The 20,671-nt window shown below is 62.3% G+C and carries 26 protein-coding genes; 10 read left to right on the plus strand and 16 right to left on the minus strand.

Features of this window, described 5'->3' with window-relative positions; genetic code table 11:
* Positions 1-13 precede the first annotated feature (13 nt).
* The 5 genes from GSQ88_RS03480 to GSQ88_RS03500 all read right to left on the minus strand — a co-directional run bounded on the left by GSQ88_RS03480 (position 14) and on the right by GSQ88_RS03500 (position 3,477).
* A complete protein-coding gene (locus GSQ88_RS03480; protein ID WP_159005994.1) occupies positions 14-1,105 on the minus strand; it encodes a GTP pyrophosphokinase in 1,092 nt (363 codons plus the stop codon).
* A 106-nt stretch (positions 1,106-1,211) separates the two neighbouring features.
* Positions 1,212-1,574 carry a DUF5615 family PIN-like protein gene (locus GSQ88_RS03485; protein WP_159005995.1) on the minus strand — a complete coding sequence of 121 codons (363 nt, stop codon included), beginning with the start codon at positions 1,572-1,574 and terminating at the stop codon, positions 1,212-1,214.
* Between the two features lie 3 nt (positions 1,575-1,577).
* Positions 1,578-1,799, minus strand: a complete 222-nt coding sequence (locus GSQ88_RS03490) for a DUF433 domain-containing protein (protein ID WP_159005996.1) — start codon at positions 1,797-1,799, stop codon at positions 1,578-1,580.
* 145 nt (positions 1,800-1,944) lie between these two features.
* A complete protein-coding gene (locus GSQ88_RS03495) occupies positions 1,945-2,556 on the minus strand; it encodes a L,D-transpeptidase (protein ID WP_159006104.1) in 612 nt (203 codons plus the stop codon).
* Positions 2,557-2,712: 156 nt separating this feature from the next.
* Positions 2,713-3,477, minus strand: coding sequence for an AAA family ATPase (locus tag GSQ88_RS03500; RefSeq protein WP_159005997.1), 765 nt, complete (start codon positions 3,475-3,477; stop codon positions 2,713-2,715).
* Between the two features lie 106 nt (positions 3,478-3,583).
* Here GSQ88_RS03500 and GSQ88_RS03505 point away from each other — a divergent pair, with 106 nt between their 5' ends.
* Positions 3,584-3,910, plus strand: coding sequence for a hypothetical protein (locus GSQ88_RS03505; protein ID WP_159005998.1), 327 nt, complete (start codon positions 3,584-3,586; stop codon positions 3,908-3,910).
* 25 nt (positions 3,911-3,935) lie between these two features.
* Here GSQ88_RS03505 and GSQ88_RS03510 read toward each other — a convergent pair whose 3' ends face one another.
* The 7 genes from GSQ88_RS03510 to GSQ88_RS35930 all read right to left on the minus strand — a co-directional run bounded on the left by GSQ88_RS03510 (position 3,936) and on the right by GSQ88_RS35930 (position 9,299).
* Positions 3,936-4,202 carry a HigA family addiction module antitoxin gene (locus tag GSQ88_RS03510; protein WP_159005999.1) on the minus strand — a complete coding sequence of 89 codons (267 nt, stop codon included), beginning with the start codon at positions 4,200-4,202 and terminating at the stop codon, positions 3,936-3,938.
* A 97-nt stretch (positions 4,203-4,299) separates the two neighbouring features.
* Complete coding sequence (locus GSQ88_RS03515; RefSeq protein WP_159006000.1) at positions 4,300-5,298, minus strand: aldo/keto reductase; 999 nt, start codon at positions 5,296-5,298, stop codon at positions 4,300-4,302.
* 125 nt (positions 5,299-5,423) lie between these two features.
* Positions 5,424-5,621, minus strand: a complete 198-nt coding sequence (locus GSQ88_RS03520) for a hypothetical protein (protein WP_159006001.1) — start codon at positions 5,619-5,621, stop codon at positions 5,424-5,426.
* Between the two features lie 607 nt (positions 5,622-6,228).
* Positions 6,229-7,098, minus strand: coding sequence for a PCC domain-containing protein (locus tag GSQ88_RS03525; protein WP_159006105.1), 870 nt, complete (start codon positions 7,096-7,098; stop codon positions 6,229-6,231).
* Between the two features lie 3 nt (positions 7,099-7,101).
* A complete protein-coding gene (locus tag GSQ88_RS03530; protein WP_283810661.1) occupies positions 7,102-8,742 on the minus strand; it encodes an acyl-CoA synthetase in 1,641 nt (546 codons plus the stop codon).
* Positions 8,743-8,943, minus strand: a complete 201-nt coding sequence (locus tag GSQ88_RS03535) for a hypothetical protein (protein ID WP_159006002.1) — start codon at positions 8,941-8,943, stop codon at positions 8,743-8,745.
* Between the two features lie 227 nt (positions 8,944-9,170).
* Positions 9,171-9,299 (minus strand): hypothetical protein, encoded by a 129-nt coding sequence (locus GSQ88_RS35930; RefSeq protein ID WP_283810662.1) that lies wholly within the window; start codon positions 9,297-9,299, stop codon positions 9,171-9,173.
* A gap of 90 nt (positions 9,300-9,389) precedes the next feature.
* Between GSQ88_RS35930 and GSQ88_RS03540 the strand changes: the two genes are divergently transcribed.
* Positions 9,390-9,941 carry a DUF3828 domain-containing protein gene (locus GSQ88_RS03540; RefSeq protein WP_159006003.1) on the plus strand — a complete coding sequence of 184 codons (552 nt, stop codon included), beginning with the start codon at positions 9,390-9,392 and terminating at the stop codon, positions 9,939-9,941.
* A 7-nt stretch (positions 9,942-9,948) separates the two neighbouring features.
* Positions 9,949-10,221: a GNAT family N-acetyltransferase gene (locus tag GSQ88_RS03545; protein WP_159006004.1), complete on the plus strand. Its 273-nt coding sequence runs from the start codon at positions 9,949-9,951 to the stop codon at positions 10,219-10,221.
* Positions 10,222-10,232: 11 nt separating this feature from the next.
* Here the strand turns inward: GSQ88_RS03545 and GSQ88_RS03550 are convergent, their stop codons facing one another.
* Together GSQ88_RS03550 and GSQ88_RS03555 are read right to left on the minus strand one after the other, a co-directional pair.
* Entirely contained in the window at positions 10,233-11,024 is a 792-nt protein-coding gene (locus GSQ88_RS03550; protein ID WP_159006005.1) for a fumarylacetoacetate hydrolase family protein, read from the minus strand.
* Between the two features lie 143 nt (positions 11,025-11,167).
* The gene (locus tag GSQ88_RS03555; protein WP_159006006.1) at positions 11,168-11,602 is read right to left on the minus strand and encodes a DUF3597 domain-containing protein; all 435 of its coding nucleotides are present in this window, start codon (positions 11,600-11,602) and stop codon (positions 11,168-11,170) included.
* 357 nt (positions 11,603-11,959) lie between these two features.
* Between GSQ88_RS03555 and GSQ88_RS03560 the strand changes: the two genes are divergently transcribed.
* The 7 genes from GSQ88_RS03560 to GSQ88_RS03590 all read left to right on the plus strand — a co-directional run bounded on the left by GSQ88_RS03560 (position 11,960) and on the right by GSQ88_RS03590 (position 19,289).
* Positions 11,960-12,877: a DUF2189 domain-containing protein gene (locus tag GSQ88_RS03560; protein ID WP_159006007.1), complete on the plus strand. Its 918-nt coding sequence runs from the start codon at positions 11,960-11,962 to the stop codon at positions 12,875-12,877.
* Between the two features lie 178 nt (positions 12,878-13,055).
* Positions 13,056-13,886 carry a lytic murein transglycosylase gene (locus GSQ88_RS03565; RefSeq protein ID WP_502706691.1) on the plus strand — a complete coding sequence of 277 codons (831 nt, stop codon included), beginning with the start codon at positions 13,056-13,058 and terminating at the stop codon, positions 13,884-13,886.
* Between the two features lie 514 nt (positions 13,887-14,400).
* Entirely contained in the window at positions 14,401-14,553 is a 153-nt protein-coding gene (locus tag GSQ88_RS03570; RefSeq protein ID WP_159006008.1) for a DUF1127 domain-containing protein, read from the plus strand.
* Positions 14,554-14,663: 110 nt separating this feature from the next.
* Positions 14,664-16,097, plus strand: coding sequence for a methylenetetrahydrofolate--tRNA-(uracil(54)-C(5))-methyltransferase (FADH(2)-oxidizing) TrmFO (gene trmFO, locus GSQ88_RS03575; protein WP_159006009.1), 1,434 nt, complete (start codon positions 14,664-14,666; stop codon positions 16,095-16,097).
* Positions 16,098-16,104: 7 nt separating this feature from the next.
* The gene (locus GSQ88_RS03580) at positions 16,105-17,205 is read left to right on the plus strand and encodes an AMP-binding enzyme (protein WP_159006010.1); all 1,101 of its coding nucleotides are present in this window, start codon (positions 16,105-16,107) and stop codon (positions 17,203-17,205) included.
* A gap of 201 nt (positions 17,206-17,406) precedes the next feature.
* Positions 17,407-18,075 carry a GntR family transcriptional regulator gene (locus tag GSQ88_RS03585; RefSeq protein ID WP_159006011.1) on the plus strand — a complete coding sequence of 223 codons (669 nt, stop codon included), beginning with the start codon at positions 17,407-17,409 and terminating at the stop codon, positions 18,073-18,075.
* Positions 18,076-18,077: 2 nt separating this feature from the next.
* Positions 18,078-19,289 (plus strand): MFS transporter, encoded by a 1,212-nt coding sequence (locus GSQ88_RS03590; RefSeq protein ID WP_159006012.1) that lies wholly within the window; start codon positions 18,078-18,080, stop codon positions 19,287-19,289.
* Positions 19,290-19,386: 97 nt separating this feature from the next.
* Here GSQ88_RS03590 and GSQ88_RS03595 read toward each other — a convergent pair whose 3' ends face one another.
* Positions 19,387-20,250 carry a phytoene/squalene synthase family protein gene (locus GSQ88_RS03595; protein ID WP_159006013.1) on the minus strand — a complete coding sequence of 288 codons (864 nt, stop codon included), beginning with the start codon at positions 20,248-20,250 and terminating at the stop codon, positions 19,387-19,389.
* Positions 20,247-20,642: an Mth938-like domain-containing protein gene (locus GSQ88_RS03600; RefSeq protein ID WP_159006014.1), complete on the minus strand. Its 396-nt coding sequence runs from the start codon at positions 20,640-20,642 to the stop codon at positions 20,247-20,249. Before GSQ88_RS03600 ends, GSQ88_RS03595 begins: the two co-directional genes overlap by 4 nt.
* Positions 20,643-20,671: the final 29 nt, after the last annotated feature.

Consider the following 20,671-nt stretch of genomic DNA (forward strand, 5'->3'; position numbering starts at 1 on the left):
TTCGTGGCGCGAACTATGCGTCATCTCGCTTCGTACGCCGATCTTGTTTGGACTTGTCGGTAGCATGTAACGTCAGTTTCGCGATTTCGTTGTCAAAGCCTCGCGCAACTAAGAAATCCACTGAGATGCGCTCTCTCGCGTTATAAACCAACATCAGCAATACCAAGAAATCTCGAGAAACAAACCAATCCTCGCTATCTTTTCGTTTTAGTTTCCACAATCTTGCCAAATAACTCCTGTCTGCACGTTCTAATGCATTCCGTAGCTCTCCTAAATTGCTGATACCCGCCAACACCGCTGTGTCGTAGATATCGGATATAAATTTTCCTGCTTCAAAGTCGTCTTCCTTTAGACTGAAACCAACTCCCTTAGCGGCACTCGCAAGTTTGTCAGAGCCGTCCCAGGTTGCAAGAAACTCCGAAATAGTTACCGCCGTAAGCGGTACACTATCATCACCCTCTTTAAGATCGCGCCTAGCCTGCAAGCGAACGGATTCGCGCTCGTTTCTGAGTCCTACGAACTCCTCATCGGCTAGTTCGAAAAGTCCGGCAATCCTATGCAAGCGGCGCTGTAGTTTCGAAGGTATCGCTGCTTCCTGCTTATATTGAAGCGCGTGAGAAACGGCTGACCAAGCATGTTGAATAACTGTTCGAACCTGAATTTCCGCCACAAGATCGGCATACGGTTTCCACTCTGTCAAATCGCCTCGTGTCTTTCCAATTGAAACGATGTAATGCGCGGATAGATAGCCAAATCTGTCGACTTCGAGCAATTGCGGCTGCCTTGAAAGGTTTTCTTCCGAGATCCGGAATTCTGCTTTAATTGCCTCCGCTACGCGAACTACGTCGTCCTGATAATATACAATTATTCGACAGCCACATAAGTCGGTTATGTCCTTGAGCGGATCATTGTATGATTTTCCAGGACGAAATATTTTATCCTTGAATGAGGGGACGTCTTTAGCTCTTGATTCAACCATCTGATATTTGATGTTGTTGGCCTCAAGTATGTCTCGTATCAACGGCTCCAATTTAAGTGCGTATCCCTCGTAAAGGGGCCGCAACGACTGATATTTCTCAACCATGGACTGCATGTCGTTCGGCATTTTTGAATCCACTTTCTAGGAAGCCCGTAGGGCGGAATAGCGCAGCGTATTCCGCCTCTTTCGTTTGTCCGCGCGGCGCAATGCACGGGGTTATTGCGTCCCGCTCCTAAATATCGCTCCACAGATGACGCGACCTGAAGCGTCCCTCCTCGATTACCGTGTAGCGGCCAAAGAGCGCTTCGCCATATCGCTCGATCGCCGACGTTAACCGCGCCGTCTTCAGTACGGCGGCTTCGGACCCGATGCGGATCAACACAACGCCCGGGATCGAGCGTTCCCGCCGAAAGACGAGATCGCCAAAATCCTTGTCCTCGGTGAGCAGAAGTCGTTCCTCGCGTAACGCGAGCGCAATAACATCGGAGTCGCTCAAACCCGCGGCAGACTCCGCGACGTAGAGTACGTCATGACCGTGTGCACGGAGAAACCCGACCAATGGCGCCGCGACGCACTCGTCCGCAAGCCACCGCACCTATTAGCCGTATACAATGTCTTCGTCGGCGAGATAGTCGGCGGCAAACGCCTGCGCGGCTTGAATATCCCGCGGCGTCAGCCGCGGGTGATCTGCAAGGATAGCCTCGGGCGACGCACCGGCTCCGAGCTTGCGCAAAACCAGCTCTACCGGAACGCGGGTGCCACGAATGACCGGTTTCCCGTCCATGATGTCCGGGCTGATTTCAATCCGTTCGTGCGGCATGGGGTTATCTCCGTACGGTATGCTGTCTACGATATCAAATAGAACGACGCTTGTCAGCGAGTAGCCCGCATGAGCGAAGCGACATTGCGGGACCACGGAACGACCCCGGATATCGCAAGTGCTCATCCGGGCTACGCCCGCCCGCTCAGCTCCGCTGGCCCCCGTCACGCCCATTCCATGTACCTGGACTCGGCGGCAGCACGACGACGGTGGCGCCCTGCCTCGCCCGATCATAGAGATCGATGACGTCCTCGTTGGTCATGCGGATGCAGCCGGAGGAGACGGCTTGGCCGATACGTTCCGGCTGGTTAGTGCCGTGGATGCGGTACAGGGTGTCCTTGTTGCCCTGGTACAGGTACATCGCGCGCGCCCCCATTGGATTGGCCGGACCGCCTGCCACGCGATCCGGAAATGGGCCGAGCCGCGCCTTTATATCGGGGGTCGGAATCCAGTCGGGCCATTCGGCCATGCGGCCGATCGTGGCGGTGCCGGAGAACGCCAGCGCCTCCTGCCCCACCGCGACGCCGTAGCGGACCGCCTTGTGGCCCGGCTGCACGTAGAAGAGATAGCGCGCATCGCTATCGACCAGGATGCTGCCCGGCGGCTCATTGCGCGGATAGTCGACCACTTGCCGGCGAAAATTCTCAGGGATATCCGCCTGCTTGTAAGGCGGATTGGTCAGTAACTCGCGGTCCCGGGGCGTGAAATTAGCACCCATTGGCGGCGCGACCGTCGTGTCCGCGCAACCGCCGAGCATCAGCCCGAGCAACCCTACACACAACCACGCTGGCCCGAACCTCGGCACTCCCTGCCCTCCAAAGCGTTTTCGCGTCTTATTAGTTTCTCGAAGTATGCACAAATCAAGGCGCCGGGGAACCCGGTGGTATCCGCTAGAGTTAATCCTGAAGCGTTCTCACTCCTCGATCGCCGCTTCCACAAACCCCTTCGGATCATCGCAAAACTCGCGCATGACCTTGTAGTGATCCGTCTCCTTCACGGTCACCGGGTCCAGTCCGTATTTTGTCAGCCGCAGCAGTTGCGCGCCGGGATACGCCATCAGCATTGGCGAATGCGTAGCCATGATGATCTGGCAATGGCCGATGTTTTCCATCCGCCGCATTAGCTTCAAAAACTCCATCTGGCGCGCCGGAGACAGCGCGGATTCCGGCTCATCGAAGATGAAGATGCCCTGTCGCTGACAGCGTTCCTGGAAGAACCGGAGAAAACCTTCGCCGTGGGAATGAGAGAGGAAATTGGGTGGCAAATCCCCAACATCGAGAGCTGCCTGGTCGACATATCTCGCGACGGAAAAGAAGCTTTCGGCCCGGAAGAACCAGCCATTGGTGATCTTCGGCAGCCAGCTTGCGCGGAGCGCGCTCGACAGCGTGCCACCCATCACTTCCACGGCGTTGGAATGATCGACCGGCATATAGCCCTTGCCACCGCCGGCTTCGTCAAAACCCGCGAGCACCGCGATCCCTTCGAGCAAGGTGGATTTGCCGGTGCCGTTCTCGCCGACGATGATGGTGATCGCCCGGTCAAAACTCAGTTCGAAATCGTCGCGCAATAACGGCAGGCAAAACGGATAGGCGGCGCGGTCGATAATCCGCGACGGCTCCAGCCAGACGCGCTTGAGGTACGGCGCCGGCAGATCAATCGGCTTGTGTCGTCTTGCCATGCGCGCTTACCCAACAACCGACGCAGTCCAGCGCTCCAATCCCAGCCTCACTCTCTGGCACGGTTTTCAGAACGAAACAAGAACATTTTTGGTGAGCTTACCGTCCATGCCCAGCGCCGCCTACACCCTCTTCCGTAACGCCATCCTCGGCGAGCGACAGGTGGTCTGCAGCTACGAAGGCCGCCATCGCGAACTGTGCCCGCACATCATCGGCACCAACATATCAGGCGAAGAGGTCGTGCTGGCCTGGCAATTCGCCGGCGAGAGCTCAGGCCCGCTGCCGCAATGGCGATGCTTGAAGCTCGCCAATGTCCGGGATGCCCGCGCGCGCGACGGCCGTTGGCACGCCGGCGGCTCGCACAAGACGACGCAGAAATGCGTTGTTAACATCGACCTCGACATCAACGTTCACGTGCGGAAGTTAAGGAAATAGCCCGTTCACGCTGCGTCCGCGGGCCTCACGCGCTTGGCAATTTCCGCCCCTTCTCCCGTTCAACCACCCCAATGTCGTACTGTCCCTGCAAATCCAGCCAGAACTGCGCACCGTTACCAAAGTAGCGGCCCAACCGTACGGCCGTATCGGCCGTGATCGCGCGACGAAAGTTGAGGATATCGGTGATACGGCCAGAGGGAACGCCGATATCGAGCGACAGCCGGTTGGCGCTGAGCTTGCGCGCGACGAGCTCGCGCTTCAGCAGGCGGCCGGGATGTACGATGGGAGCCATGTTCAACCTCTGTGGTGGTATGTAGCCCGGATGAGCGCTTGCGATATCCGGGACGGCACGAAGACCCGGATATCGCAAGCGCTCATCCGGGCTACAATTACCGCGGCTCCCCGGAGAACCCCTCGCGCAATTCCGCCAGCCGTTCCAGCGCCGCTTGCGGCAATGGGCCCTTCTGGACCGCGGCGAGTGCGTCCTCGAACTGCTGCGGCGTCGCCATGCCGACCAGGATCGAACCCATCGCCGGATGCGAGATCGCAAACCGCGTCGCGGCTTCGGTCAGGCTGGTGGCAACCCCCTCCTCCACCAGCGGCAGCAGACGGCGGGCGCGATCGATATCGGCGTCATAGCTCATGGCGGAGCCGATCGGCTCCGGCGCCGGGCTCGCGATCGGGTGACGCTCGGCCGACCCCGACAGCGCGCCGCCGGCCAGCACGCGGATGCCGACGACGCCGGTGCCGGCGGCCCAGGTGCGATCGAACAGGCGGCCATAATCCTGCGCCGGATAATGCTTCGGCAATGTCACGGCGGCCGACGGATTGAGCATGTTGTAGACCACCTGCGCGCTGTCGAAGGCGCCGCCATCGATCACCTGATGCAGCGCCGCGGTGTCGCCGACCGCCGTCAGCCCGAGAAAGCGAATTTTCCCCTGCTGGCGCAGCCGTTCGAACGCGGGCACCACCTCGTCCAGCACCTGCCGGACGCTGAGCGCCGGTCCGCCGCCATCCTCGGTAATCGAATTGTGCAGATGCAGGATGTCGACCCGCTCGAGCCGCAGCCGCGCCAGGCTGCCCTCGATCGATTTTGTCACGGCATCGGCAATGCGGCCGGTGTCGCTTGGCGGCAGCCGCACCTTGGTGCCGACCACGACATCGGCAGGCTTCAAGTTTTGCAGGACACGGCCGAGATTCGTTTCGGATTCGCCGTCGCCATATTGCACCGCCGTGTCGAAATAATTGATGCCGGCCGCGATCGCGCGCGCGACGGTGCGTTCCTGGTCGGCGTGATCGCCCCGCACCATGATGCCGCCGACGGCACCGCAGCCAAAGCCCAGCACCGAGAGCTGCATTCCCGTCCGCCCAAATGCCCGCATCTGCATGACTGGTTCCTCCGGCTGTTCGCACGACTATGCAATGCCGAGCGAGTGTCACCAAGCCCGATGTTTTGCAAGCTTCGCCGTCATCCTGAGGAGCGGCGTCTTCGCCGCGTCTCGAAGGATGCTGTTCAGCGCAGTGCGTGCGGCCATCCTTCGAGGCGCGCAAGAAAGAGCGCGCACCTCAGGATGACGGCGAAGCCGTTGCGCAGGATGATCTCAGCCGATGAAATCGTCAGACCGATCTTGCCCGACGGGCAAATCACCTTCGCGCGCGGAATCCTGTCCAGCCCCTTAGCGAAAAATATTCCGCTTTGTTTTTGACCCAAATCACGTCTTCCATTGTCTATCCCACCCGATGAGAGGGGCGGCTCGCGATCGTCACGAACGTGCGGTGGGATGCGATGGACGCGAAGGCTGCGACTGACGAGCGTGGCTGACGCGGACGGCAAAGTCGTGTGGTCCTGACGCCCCAATGGCTGGTGTCAAGTTCCTGGGAAGCTCACGCTTCTTGCGGACGACGGTGACAAACAAGCTCTGGTCTCACCGGGGAGAGCACGGAATAAGCCGTAAACCATTGCGCAGGGAAGGCCGGAGTGTTTCCGCTGAACCTGTATGCTCATGTGCGCATTTCTTACGTGCATCTTGGCACATGAGACCGCGGGTGCAGCGCGCACCCGGTCTTCCCTGCGCCCTCTTTCTTTAGGGCGATCGAATTTTGCAAACCTCGGACAAATGATGTCGCGAGAATGCCAACGTGTGTGTGAGTCGCGTCGTTGTTTGATGAATCCGAAAAAACCACTCACGTCGTCCCGGCCTCCGCGCCGGGACCCATACGGCGAGGACTCGCGTTTTAGGCAGTTGGGCAGATGCCTTCTATTACAATTGACGCCAGGGGTTATGGGTCCCGGCGTTCGCCGGGACGACGACAGTCCCCTACTCGCCCGCCTCCAGCACTTCCAGCACCAGCTCCATCGTCATCAGCACCGGATTGTCGCCGCGGACCAGCCGTCCTTCGGCGAGGCCGCCGAGATAGTCGACCAGCGCGATGTCGAGTTCGGCTTGCAGCGCGCCGCCTTCACCTTGGGTGATGTTGCCCGAGCGGATCGCCAGTTCGGTCGCGAACGGCACTGTGCTGCTGCCATCGGTGAATTGCGCGCCGATGGTGCTGCCGACGCCGCCATGAATCTTGGCGCGGAAAATTCCGTGCTGACGACAAAAACCTTCCAGCGCGCCGGCAAAATCCTGGTTCGGGCGCAGCCGCAGCGCGAACGCGCGGCTGGAGGTCTTTGTGCCTGTCGCGGCGATCGAGACAGGACCGAACAGTTTAAAATTGGTCTCGGGATCAAGCTCGGCCGCGAACATCGCGCCATCGATGCCGAACGCCTCGACCTCAAAGGGCTCGGCGACGATGGTCTCCTCCGGCAGCATATGGCCGCCATTGAGGCGTCCGGAAGCTTCGCTCCACAGCGCATGGCAATGGTAGAACGGCGCGCCGTCGCGCGTCCCCAACGTCATCGCGCCCATTTTCAGCCGGGTGACGCCGTCGGGCCGAAATGTGTCGCTGTAGAACGCGGCGTTGGCGCCGGTCTTCGACAGCGCCGGCATCACATAGGCGAACGGACCGAGTGCGCCGCCTCGCATGTTCAACGCGCCGCCGGCAAAACCGGCCGCGGCAAAGCCGCGCCGCGCGGCCTCCAGCAACGGCAGGCCGGCTTGCAGCGTAAACGCAAACGCGCGCCCCCGCGCCTCGACCCATTGGATGCGTTCAGGCGCGGGCGGACCGGGCTGCTCGATACGACGCATCATTCAGCTGCTTGGTTTGGTGGTGACATCAAGCAAACCGCGCGCTTCGAGCTCATCGCGCACCAGCCGTTTTGGAATTTTGCCGTAGCCGGATTTCGGCAGCGCATCCCAGAAGAAAAACCGCTTCGGCATCTTGTAGCGTGGCACCTTGGTGGCGAGATAGCCGGCGAGATCCAGCTCGCTCACCGCATCGGCGCCGTCACGCTTGACGCACACCGCGACGCCGACCTCGCCCCAGACCGGATCGGGCACGCCGAGCACCGCGACCTCGCCGATCGCGGGATGGGTCAGGATCTTCTCCTCGACCTCGCGCGGGTAGATGTTGGATCCGCCCGAGATGTACATGTCGGAGGCGCGGCCGGTGATATAGACAAACCCTTCCGCGTCCATATGACCGAGATCGCCGGTGCGAAACCAGCCGTCGCGGAACGCTTTCGCATTGGCCTCGGGATTATCATAATAGCCGGCGAACACGGCCGGACCGATCACGCAGATCTCGCCGGTCTCGAACGGTTTCAGCTCATGGCCGTCATCGCCCTGGATCGAAACCTGCATGCCGGTGCGCTCGTAGCCGCAGCTACCAATGCGCGCCTGCGGCCCGTCTTCGGGGTCGTGCAGCTCCGCCGGCAGCACCGTGATGTTGCCGGTGACTTCGCCAAGCCCGAAATATTGCACCAGCACGCCGCCGAGTTTTTTCAGTGCCGCCTTCTGGTCCTCGCGGTACATCGGCGCGCCGGCATAGATTACGTAACGCAGCGACGAATGATCGAAGCGGTCGATCGCGGGATGTTCGACCATCATCTTCAGGATGGTCGGAACGGTAAAGATGTTGCTGACGCGGTGCCGCTCGATCAGCCGGAATGCCTCGGTGATATCGAACCGCTCGGACGGCAGCAGGATGGTCGGCACCGCCCTCGCCGTCTGCATCAACTGATGCACGCCGGCGCCGTGCGACAGCGGCGCCACCACCAGCGACGCATCGCGCTCGGTGGTGCCGGGCGTGAGGTCGGCCAGGTGGTTGGTCACCACGAAAGCCATCTGGCCGTGGGTCAGCACCGCGGCCTTGGAGCGGCCCGTGGTGCCCGAGGTGAAGAAGAACCAGCAGGGATCGTCATAGTCGACCGCGACATTCGCAAACGAACTTCCCGCATGCGCCTTGATCGCTTCGGTCAGCGTTGTCTCGCCAAAGGCGCCCTCGCCGATCCGCCAGATGAATTCGGGCCCGGATATTGCGGCGGCATGCTCGGGGAAATCGCCGTGGCACAGGAACGCTCGCGCGCCAGAAGCCGTGGCGAGATAGGCGACCTCATCGGGCATCAGCCGGAAATTGGTGGGAACCCAGACCGCGCCCAACCGGAAGGCCGCGAACATCGACCAGAACATCTCGTCGCAATTCTTGGAATGGACCAGGATGCGGTCGCCCTTGACGATGCCGCGCGCCGCGAGTGCCGCCGCCAGCGCCGAGACGTGGCCGTCGATCTCGCGCCAGCTCCAGGACCTGTCGCCCCAGATGAAACCCGCCCGCTCGCCGTGCCGGCGCGCGTTCTGGGTCACGAGATGCGCCAGATTCATCACCCGGCGCGACATCCTGGCCATGCCGCCGCGCGGCGCGTCGGCCCCGGTTGCGTTCGCCTGCCCGTTCACTTATCGGCGCCCGATGAAGACGCCGGCGCCGAGCAGCACCAGGCCGACCACACCAGCCACGATGCCGTGCTTGGTATGCGTATGGACATCGCCGGCCGCGTACCCCGGGAAGAAACTCGGCAGCTGATCCGCCGGGATCAGGAAATAGACCGCGGCGACCACCAGCAGGACGACGCCGAGCAGCGACAGAACGAGTTTCATGGATTTTTTCCTCCCAAACGGATGTTCAGAAAATTGAAGCAGATTCACGCGCGGTTGTTAATGGGGGCCTTCGTCATTCCGGGACGCGCCACCTCGGCGCGGGCCCGGAATCCATACTCCCTGTGCTAGCGTTCGGCGACCAACATCGCCACAGGGGTTATGGATTCTCAGATGCGCAATTGCGCATCGTAGCCCTCGCTTCGCTCGTCCCGGAATGACGCCCGCCCTCACCGCACCCCGGTGCCCTTGCAGCGCTGGCACTTCACGACATGGTCGCCCTTCTTGACCAGGCCCTTGCCCTCGCAATTTTTGCATTTCTGCTTCTTCTTGACGTTGGGGCCCTTTTCATTGGCCATGTTATTGCTCCGCGGCAAATCGAACGCATGATCGCGCCCGAACGACATATTCGAACACCCACATACAGCATACGCCAATTGAGGACAGAGATGATCACCCGCCGCGCCCTGATTTCGACCAGCCTTACTGGTCTCTTTGCCAGCCTGTTTGCCGGCGCCACCGCCCGCGCCGCCTTCGCCGAACCGGCCTCCGGCGGCGATCCCGTGGCCATCGTGACGGCGATCTATACCCGCGCGGCCAAGGGCAAAGGCGATGGCGGCGGCGGCTTCGTGATCGAGAACAAGGCGGCGAAAGCCAAATATCTGTCGAAATCGCTGATCGCGTTATGGGCCAAGGCCGATGCCCACACGGCCAAGGGCGATGTCGGGCCCATCGATTTCGATCCGGTCACCAATTCGCAGGACCCGGAGGTAAAGTCGTTCAAGGTGATCGCCGAAAAACTCGCGGCCGACAAGGCTACGATCGCGGCGACCATGACCGGCAGCCAGCCGCGCACGAAATCCGACGACGAAACCGTGCGCTACGATTTCGTGCGCGACGGCGACAAATGGAAGATCGATGATATCAAGGGGGCGATCGATGGCGCGCCGTGGTCGATCCGCGGCATGCTGAAGGACTCCCTGAAAGAATCCGTGAAGTGAGCTCGACATGAACCAGGTCCGCGACAACAAATCCCAACACCGCTTCGAGCTCGACGTCGAAGACGCGATAGCGTTCGCGAATTATCGCCTTTCGCCCGATACCGTCATCATCACCCACACCGAAACCCCGAGCGCGCTACGCGGCCGCGGCATCGCCTCGGAACTGGTCAAGGGCGCGCTGAATATCATCCGCGCCGACGGATTGAAGGTGGTCGCCGGCTGCGGGTTCGTGGTGGATTATCTGCACAAGCATCCGGAATACGCGGATCTGGAGCGCTGACTTGATCGCCTTCACACGATCCGGATCGACATGTCCGGCAAGCCTTCGAGCTTGCACAACAGCACGTCGCCCTTCACCACCGGGCCGACATTCTCCGGGGTACCGGAATAGATGATGTCGCCGGCCTTGAGTTCGAACGCCTCGGACAACTTCGCAATCTGTTCGGCGACGCTCCAGGTCATGCGGTCGAGGTCGGAATTCTGCCGGATGGTGCCGTTGACGGCGAGCGAGATCGCGCCCTTGGCGAGGTGACCGACTTTGGCCACGGGATGGATCGGGCCGAGCACGGCGGCATGATCGAAACTCTTGCCGATTTCCCACGGCTTCTTTTCGGAAGCCATCCCGTTCTGCAGGTCGCGCCGCGTCATATCGAGCCCAAGCGCGTAGCCATAGACGTGATCGAGCGCCTGCTCCGGCGCGATATTGGTGCCGCCCGATTTCAGCGCTGCGACCAGTTCGACTTCGTGGTGGTAGTTCTTGGTGAGCAACGGATAGGGATGATCCGCCACCGTGCCGACCGCGACGTTCTGGATCGCATCGGTCGGTTTCTGGAAAAAGAACGGCGGCTCGCGGGTCGGATCCGAGCCGCGCTCGATCGCATGCGCGGCATAATTGCGCCCGATGCAGTAGATGCGGCGAACCGGAAACACCTCGGCTTGGCCTGCGATCGGGATCGTCACCGCGGGCACCGCGAAGATCGGCTTGGGGGCGGCCTGCGCCTCGGCGCGGCCGATGGACGTGGCGGCGCCGGTCAGCGCCAGCGCGCCGGTGGCGAGAATGGTCCTGCGATCGACGGTATCCAAGGGCAGTCTCCGCTCAAGCGTTGCTTGTTCCGAGCGGTATCTAGACCCCTGCTTCGCCGAGAGCAAGCAATGCTAGATCAGCGAAACGGCAACGAAAAAGGCCCGCGAGGATGCGGGCCTTGATCGCAGCTTCAAGCCAAAGCTCAGTGCTTGATTTCCGGGGGCAGCTTGCCGCCATTGGCCGCCAGTTTCGCCATCACCTGCTTGTGCAGCCAGATATTCATGGTGGCGGAATCATTGGTGTCGCCGGTGTAGCCGAGTTCCTTGGCCAGCTCCTTGCGCGCCGTGAGGCTGGAATCGATGTTGAGCGCCTTCAGCAGATCGACGATCGATGTGCGCCATTCCAGCTTTTCGCCGGTCGCGGCCGCCGCCTTGTCGACAATCGCCGCGACGTCGACGGTTTGCGCCGGCGCCGCCGATGCAGACGCGGAGGATCCTGCCGACGGTCCGGCGGAGGACGATGCGGTGCTGGCCCCGCTCGACGAAGCGCTGCCAGCCGTGGCCGCGCCGCCGCTCGCCGGTGTTGCGCTGGCGTGGCTGCCAAAGATCGCGCCCATGATTTTTCCGAAAATGCTCATCGTTTGCTCCCAATGAATGCAGATATCTGTGACGGCTCGAACGCGGAAGTTTAGCCGCCCCCCACGCGCTTGCCAATGCGGCAAGGAGGCATTGGAACCAGTCTAGCGGCGGCGCAGTGACGGCGGAATGACAGGCACAAGCATGTGCACCGCGGCAACACCGAAGCGTGAGCGCTCATGCCACAGGATTGAGCGTACGCTGACCGCTCAGCTCGCGACATGGCCAGTTTCGGTTTCCTGTCTTCGCGTCTGGCCTGATCGTGATCGTTTCCGTTAGGCGGCTCGTGTGCGTCCTTTGCCGGGCGCCAAAAAGCGTGACCGCTGTAACAGGGGAAACAACGAAAGGGAGACAACGACATGGCGACATCATACCCAAGCAGTGTCACACCGCCCAGGGACGAGACCGCAGCCGGCTCCGCCGCCGCCCCGATCATCCGCACCATCGGCCTGTCCGACCTGCATCAGGCGTTGCGCCTTGGCTGGGAGGATTTCAAGGCGGTGCCCAGTCACGCCATCATCCTGTGCGTGATCTATCCGGTCCTCGGACTGGTGCTGGCGCGCACCGTACTCGGCTATTCGGTATTGCCATTGCTGTTTCCGCTCGCGGCGGGCTTTGCCCTGCTCGGCCCATTCGCAGCCCTCGGTCTGTATGAACTCAGCCGCCGCCGGGAAAGCGGTGAACGGGCGTCGGCTTGGGATGCGCTCGAGGTACTTCGCTCGCCCTCGTTCGGCGCCATGCTGGGCGTCGGCGTGCTGCTGCTGGCGCTGTTTGTGACCTGGGTTGCGACCGCGCAGGCGATCTATGTCGCCGCATTCGGCTATGAAGCCGCGGCCGGCATTCCGGATTTCGCCGAGCGCATCCTGACGACATCGCAAGGGTGGTGGCTGGTCGTGATCGGCTGTGGGGTCGGATTCCTGTTCGCCGTGGTGGCGTTGTGCATCAGCGTGGTTTCATTCCCTCTGATGCTCGACCGACAGGCTGGCGCCGGCGACGCCATGGTGACGTCGCTTCGCGCGGTGGCGAAAAATCCGGTGCCGATGGCGGCTTGGGGATTGATCGTGGCGGTGCTGCTGGTGCTGGGATCGCTGCCGTTCTTCCTCGGTCTCGCGATCGTGATCCCGCTGCTCGGCCATGCCACCTGGCATCTCTATCGCGCGGTGATCGCGCCCGACCCGAACCCGCGACCGCTTCCGCCGAAGCCGCAGTTTGAAAAGCGTTCCGCGGCCGATTTTCCGTCCGCCCTGTTTTCATGGCGACGCAAGGACGGCGCCTAAGCCGAGCGACCGTCAGTCGTCGGCAAGCCGCCGGTCGCGCGTCGATCGGCGGCGTCACAGCAACGCGCTGCGCTGGATTGCCCATTGCGCCGGCGTCGGCTGGCCATGTTTTGGCCTCTGTTACGCCGGACATTTCGTGCTATTCAATCAATTGTCCTTCAACAGAGAATCGATCTTGGTGCGCACTCCGCTGCTCCCCCGCTTCCTCCTTGCTGCTTTGGCCGTCAGTGCTGCGCTGGCGGCATCCAACGTACCGGCGGCTGCCGCAGCGTCCTGCGACACCGGCAATTTTGACACGTGGCTGGCTGACTTGAAGACCGATGCCGCCGCCAAGGGAATTTCCCAATCGGCCATCACCTCCGGCCTGAACGGCGTGACGCTGGATAAAGCGGTGATCTCCCGGGATCATTCGCAGGCCGTGTTCAATCAGACGTTCGAGCAGTTTTCCGGCCGCATGGTCCCGCCGCGCCTGACGCGCGGCAGCGACATGCTCAAGCGCTATGGATCGGTGCTTGGCCGCATTGAAGAGACCTACGGCGTGCCGGGTGAGATCGTGGTGGCGATCTGGGGGCTGGAAACCGATTTCGGCGTCAATATCGGAAAATTTCCGACGATACGCTCGCTGGCAACGCTGGCTTATGATTGCCGGCGTTCGGATGAATTCCGTGCGCAGCTGTTGGACGCGCTGCGCATCATCGATCGCGGCGACGTCGCGGCGGCGGACCTGCACGGCGCTTGGGCGGGCGAAATCGGCCAGACCCAGTTCATGCCGTCGTCGTACCTCAAATATGCCGTCGACTTCGACGGCAACGGCCGCCGCGATCTCTTGCACAGCGCACCTGACGTATTGGCCTCGACGGCGAACTACCTTGCCTCTTATGGCTGGCAGCGCGGCAAGGGCTGGGATCCCGGCAGCCCCAACTTCGCTGTGATCCAGCAATGGAACAAGAGCGAGGTCTACGCGAAAACCATTGGCTATTTCGCGACTCAGCTTTCCCACGCTCCATAAATCCAGCAAATCCGACCGACCGATAACGCCTGACGGCACGGATGCGCCCGCTGAAGGCTGAGTGGGCCGGCGTATCAAGCAGCTTTGGCCCTCGATAGCGATCAAGACTCAAAGAAGAGATTGGAAATTCATCTCTTTGTCGCATGCGATTGACGCATGAGCGCTCCGGCGAATCATCTCGTCCAATCGGTTTCGAGGCCAGGCCTGCGGGTCAACCCTCTTGAACGAAACCGAAAAATAGCCACCTAGGGTTTCAGTAGGACGTATGTCGCCATTGCGGCAATTTGGCTGTTTTGCAGGCTTTTTGTCGATGCCAGGACGCAAATCCTGGAGTCGGGGCTGTGCTTTGTGCAGCCATGCCGGCTGGTTAATCAGTTGTTACTTTTGCCATGCGTTTTTGGCTTAGCTGCATCGCACCATTGGAACTGTTGCACTGCGATATTCCGTTCTATATTCATTTCAACGATGAGGTCTTCCTTCAAAGGCTGAATCGGAACTACGAAGGAGAATTACCATGTTGCTCTCGCTCATCCGCATGATCCAGGCGTTCCGGGACTATCAGCGCAATGTCAGCGAACTGGCCCAGCTTAGCGATCGCGAACTGGCCGATATTGGCTTGGATCGCTCGGATATTCCGCGCGTGGCAGCCGGTACCTATAACGGCTGATACGCCGTCAAGCTGACTGACGAACGGATAACGCCCGCGTTCCCGCGGGCGTTGTCGTGTCTGCTCATCAGTGCATTCCACTGCGGCAGAAAAAGCGCTAACCCTGCGCGATGACTGGCATGAAATCACCCTCCGAACCCGTGCACATCGTCGGCGCGGGCCTCGCCGGCTCGGAAGCCGCCTGGCAGGTCGCCCAAGCCGGCGTCCCGGTCGTTCTGCACGAGATGCGCCCGCAACGGATGACCGAGGCCCATCGCACCGAGGGGCTGGCCGAACTCGTCTGCTCCAATTCTTTTCGCTCCGACGACGCCGCCAATAATGCGGTCGGCTTGCTGCACGCGGAAATGCGCCGGCTGGGATCGCTGATCATGCGGTCCGCCGATGCCAACCAGGTTCCCGCCGGTGGTGCGCTGGCGGTCGACCGCGACGGATTTTCCGCTGCCGTCACCAAGGCATTGCAGGACCATCCCTTGATCGAACTCCGCCGGGCCGAAATCGCCGGCCTGCCGCCGGCCGATTGGGGCAACGTCATCGTCGCGACCGGTCCCCTCACCTCGGCGCCGTTGGCGGACGCGATTCGCGAACTCACCGATGAAAACGCACTGGCCTTCTTCGATGCGATCGCCCCGATCGTGCACAAGGATTCCATCGACATGTCGGTGGCGTGGTTTCAGTCGCGCTACGACAAGGTCGGTCCCGGCGGCACCGGCGCCGATTACATCAATTGCCCGATGACCAAGGAGCAATATGACGGCTTCGTCGCGGCGCTCGTGTCGGGCGAAAAGACCGACTTCAAGGAGTGGGAAACCAACACGCCTTATTTCGATGGCTGCCTGCCGATCGAGGTGATGGCCGAGCGCGGCCCCGAGACCTTACGTCACGGGCCGATGAAGCCGGTCGGACTGACCAACCCGCGCGACCCGACCGTGAAAGCCTACGCCATCGTGCAGCTGCGCCAGGACAACAAGCTCGGCACGCTCTACAATATCGTCGGTTTCCAAACCAAACTGAAGCACGGCGACCAGCAGCGCGTTTTCCGCGGCATTCCCGGGCTTGAAAACGCCGAATTCGCCCGGCTTGGCGGCCTGCATCGCAACACCTTCCTGAATTCACCAAAACTGCTGGACACGCAGTTGCGGCTCCGGGCCGATCCGCGGCTGCGCTTCGCTGGACAGATGACCGGATGCGAAGGCTATGTGGAGTCCGCCAGCATCGGCCTGATGGCCGGGCTCTATGCCGCGGCCGACGCGCGCGCGACGGCACTGCCGCCACCGCCGCCGACGACGGCGCTGGGGTCGCTGCTTGGCCACATCACCGGCGGCCATATCGAAACCATCGACGCCGGTCCGCGCTCGTTCCAGCCGATGAACATCAATTTCGGGCTGTTTCCGCCGCTGGCCACGCCGCCCACCAAAAAGCCTGATGGCACGCGGCTGCGCGGCAACGAAAAGACGGTGGCGAAGAAGCAGGCGATCAGCGCCCGCGCGCTGGTCGATATCGATCGGTGGATCGCCGACAATTTGCGCGTTGCGGCCGCGGCGTGAGACTTCCATGAGCCTGCCCAAAGACGATGCCGCCGTTTTGTCGGCGCGATGGAACGAAGGCGTCCTGCTCAAGCGCGACGTGTTTTCGACCGTCGAGCGCGGCCGCTTTCGCGGCGATCATGGCGAAGTCGACGCGGTGCTGCGCCGGCTCGATCAGGTTCCCTGGTGGTCCGCCATTCCGGCGCGCCATTTGTTCGCCCGCGAACGCCGCGCGCTGACGCTGGCGCGCGACCTCCACGTCGGGCCGGAACTGCTATGGGGCGGCCGGCGCGCGCTGGTGCGCGGCTTTATCAATGGCGTCGCGCTGCACCTCGCAAAACCGACCGGCGATGTCGCCTATTTCCGCTCGGCCAAGCTTGCGTTGCGCAAGCTGCACCGCGCCGGCATCTGCCACAACGATCTTGCCAAGGAGCAGAACTGGCTGCGCGGCGTTGACGGACAGGCCTACGTCACCGATTTCCAGCTCGCGGCCTGCTTCAAGACGCGAAGCAAGTTGTTTCGTATCGCGGCCTATGAAGACCTCAGGCACCTCCTGAAGCACAAACGCAGTTACGCGCCGGAAGCGCTGACGCCCAAAGAACGCAAGATTCTCACGCGCAAATCGTTCGTGGCGCGGCTCTGGCTGATGACCGGCAAGAAGGTCTATCGCGCCATCACCCGCGGCCTGTTCAATTTCACCGACCGCGAGGGCGGCGGCCGGCGGCTGGTCAACGATGCGCCGGTACTGGTCGATCTCATCAGGCGAAATCCGGACGTTCGCGACACCGCCATCGTGGCGTTCGCCGACCGGCGTACCGGCGTCGGGCTCTACGCCTTCGTCGAGGCCGATCGGACGGCGTTGGAAGCGCAATTGCGCAGCGAATTGAGCGCGGCCAAAGGACCAAAACCGCCGGAGCATATCCAGGTGGTACAAGCCCTGCCTCGCGACCGCGACGGCAAGCCGCGCACCGAGATCCTGCAACTCGTGGCGATGAACCAGCTCGATTTGATCGAGCCGATGATGGCGAGCGACACGGATCGCGCGTTCCTCAAGAGCATCCTGGAGTCGCGGAAGAATCTGCGGGACCGTTTCAATTTCGAGGCGGTCGATCACACCCTGCCGTCCTAAGACGTTCTTGTCCCGCACGCGGTGGAACTCACCGGCCGCTCCCAGCCAATTGCCCCGAAAATCCCTCATTGCGCGCTAATCACGCCTCTATGCACAGTGCGGCCCGCTGCCATGCGCTTGGTATCCCAAAAATGCCATTCATGGGATACCAGACTGGTATATGTGACTCGGTACCAACCTCCTGATACTTCGAGGCGTCCGATGTCGCAGATGTTCCAGATTCACAGCCAGCTGCGCGAGATGATCCTTTCGCTCGATCTGACGCCGGGCGAACGGCTGACGGAGCGCTGGCTGGAGGGCCGCTTTGAGGGGTCCCGCACGCCAATCCGGGCGGCGCTGGCGCGACTGGAGAGCGAAGACCTGGTGCGGCGCGACGGTCGCAACTGGATGGTGGCGCCGATCGACCTTAGTGAACTGGAAGCACTGGCCGAGTTCCGCGAACCTCTGGAAACCACCGCCGTCCGCCTTGGCTGCGCGCGGGCCACCGAAGCCGATCTCGCCGCGATCGAGGAGATGCTGGATGCCTGCCAGCCCGGCGTCCCCCGGGAAGAATGGCACCGGGTCGGCACCGACTTCCACGTCGAGATCGCGCGGCTTTCCGGCAACCCCTTTCTGGTCAAGGCCATCGCGGGCGTGATGACCCGGCTGTCGCGCGCCCGCTGGCTGGAGGTCTGGACCGAACCGTCGCGTGAGCAGGCCTGGGCCGAGCATCGGCGCATTCTCGGCTTCATCCGACGCAATGAGCCCGAGGCGGCCACGCGCGAGGCGGCTGAACATATCAGGGACACCCGCGATCGCCTGCTCGGCTCGCTGAACGAGGATCGCCGCGGCCTGCGCGCGCGCGGCTTCGCCGTCATTGGAAAGCGCTGACGATGGATATGACTGGAGATCGCGAGGCGATCATCGACGCCGGTCCGTGGAAACGAAATCTGATCGTTTGCGTGTTCGGCTCCTTCACCACGATCATGGCGATGACGTTGCTGCTGCCGTTCCTGCCGATCTATGTCGAGCAGCTCGGCGCGACCGACCACGCCGCCATCGTTCAGTGGTCGGGCATCGCCTATGGCGCGACCTTCTTCACCGCGGCGCTGACCGCCCCTCTCTGGGGACGGCTGGCGGATCGCTACGGCCGCAAGCTCATGTTGATCCGGGCAAGCCTCGGGATGGCGGTGGCGATGTCGCTGATCGGCATGGCCCATAGCGTCTGGCAACTGGTGGCGCTGAGGCTGCTGGCCGGCCTGCTCGGCGGCTATGCCTCGGGCTCGATGGTGCTGGTCGCAGCGCAAACTCCGAAAGCCCGTTCCGGCTGGGCGCTGGGCGTTCTTTCCGCCGGCATCATGGCGGGCAATCTGGTCGGCCCGTTGGTTGGTGGCGTGCTGCCGCCGCTGATCGGCATCCGCTCGACTTTCTTTCTGGCGGGCGCCGTCATCTTCGTCACCTTTCTCGGCACCACCTTCTTCATCCGCGAAGAGGCGCGGCCGGCCCAGGCCCGCGCCCGCAAGCCGGGCGGCGGCTGGTCGCTGATCACGGACAAGCTTCCGATCGTCGCCATGCTGGTGACCGGCCTTCTCCTGATGGTCGCGCAGATGTCGATCGAGCCGATCATCACCGTGTATGTCGCGCAACTTGTCGAACCGCCGCGGGTGACGTTCGTCGCTGGCGTCGTGATGTCGGCGGCGGCGCTGGGAAGCATCCTGTCGTCCTCCCAGCTCGGCAGACTGGCGGACCGAATCGGCCACTGGACTGTCATCACCGCAAGTCTGGCGGTGTCAGCGCTCTTGCTGATCCCGCAGGCTTTCGTCGACAGTGGGTGGCAACTCATCCTGCTGCGCTTCCTGATGGGCCTCGCGCTCGGCGGACTGCTGCCGTGCATCGCCGCCGTCATCCGACATAACGTGCCCGAAACCATCGCCGGCGGCATCCTGGGCTACTCGGTGTCGGCGCAATATGCCGGTCAGGTGATCGGGCCGTTGGCCGGAGGTTTTGTTGGCGGACACATCGGCATGCGCGCCGTGTTCTTGGGCACCAGCGCGCTGATGGCCGCGGGAGCCATCGGTAATTTCATTGCGACGAAGCGGCGCTAGTAGTTTCTTGTTTTGACGCGTTTTCTTCACGCGAACCGGTGGCCACGGCGCCTGTCATCGGGCGCGCATTCGCGCGACCCGTTGGCTCGAAAACGCTCTAGAGTCGAAACTGCCGCGACCGCGACGCCCGCCACAGCGTCCAGAGTGTCCGCAGCCGCGACGCGGGCTGTGGTGCAAAGAAATCATAGTCCGTCTGCGACATGCGATCGAGGTCGCGGCGAACCACCGCCAGTGGCAGGAACAGCGGCCTCACGTCCGGCGGCACACTCGAAAGCAACGCCAACGCCGTCTTGAGATGCTCACGCGCTTCGCTGGCCAATTGATCGAGCGCAGCCCGCAATTTCGGCGTCTGCTTGCCGGCGAATACTTCTTCCATCCCGATGCCGTGCGCTTGCAACACTTGCTGCGGCACAAACAATTGCCGGCGCGATGTGTCGAGCGGCAGCGACGCCAGCACCTGCGCGAAACCCTGTGCAAGCCCGGCATGGCGCGCGAGATGCTCGATGGCATCAGAGTGCCAGCCGGCGATCCGGGCGGCGAGCGAAAACAGCACCGACGCAGTGTCGCCGACATAACCTTCCAGCGCCGCCATGGTCGGCATCGGGTCGTTATAGAGGTCGAACTCATGCTCTTCGATCAGGCGCGACAACCGGTCGACCGGCAGCCGCGCGTTGCGGATCGCCAGCAACAATTCCGCCGCGACCGGATTGCCCTCGACCCCGCCATGGCCGGCGCCTGCGAGCATGTCGGTCCACCATTGCAGGCGCATTTCACCCGGCAAGGCCTGGCTGACCTGGAGGCGCACCCGGGAAATCTCGACGTTGAAGGCGTAGACCGCCAGCAGCGCGCGGCGCTGCACTGATGGCACGAACAGCGTGGCTGCATAGCGCGTGAAATCGTGGCTACGAACCAACTCGGCACAGAAGCCGGCGGCATCCTTGTCGGCAGCAGCCTCGCTCATGGCACCGCGATCAGCGCCGCGGCGACCCGCCGCCGCTCGCCCATCATGATGTTATAGGTGCGGATGGCCGGGCCGGTCTGCATCGCATCCAGCACCACGCTGACCGCCCGCAGCGCCTCGCGCAGCTCCCGCGGCGGCACCCAGACATCGGTGCCGGTGCCGACAATCAGCGTATCGATGCTGTTGGCGGCCGCGAAGACCCGCTGCAGCGAAATGCGGTCGATCTGTTCGGGCCGGGTGACCGGCCAGGCCCACATCGCATCCGGCATGCACAGCAGCGAGCCGCGATGCGACATATCATCGAAGGCAAATCCGCCCTTGCCGTAGGCCTCGATCGGCGCCGATCTCGGGAGATGCGGGGCGTCCGAACGATCGTCTTTCGTTTTGATCATGATCTTATCCGAAAACCGGTTCCCACTTT

Origin of the sequence: Bradyrhizobium sp. S69 (genome assembly GCF_009766005.1) — a bacterium.
GTDB lineage: Bacteria > Pseudomonadota > Alphaproteobacteria > Rhizobiales > Xanthobacteraceae > Bradyrhizobium.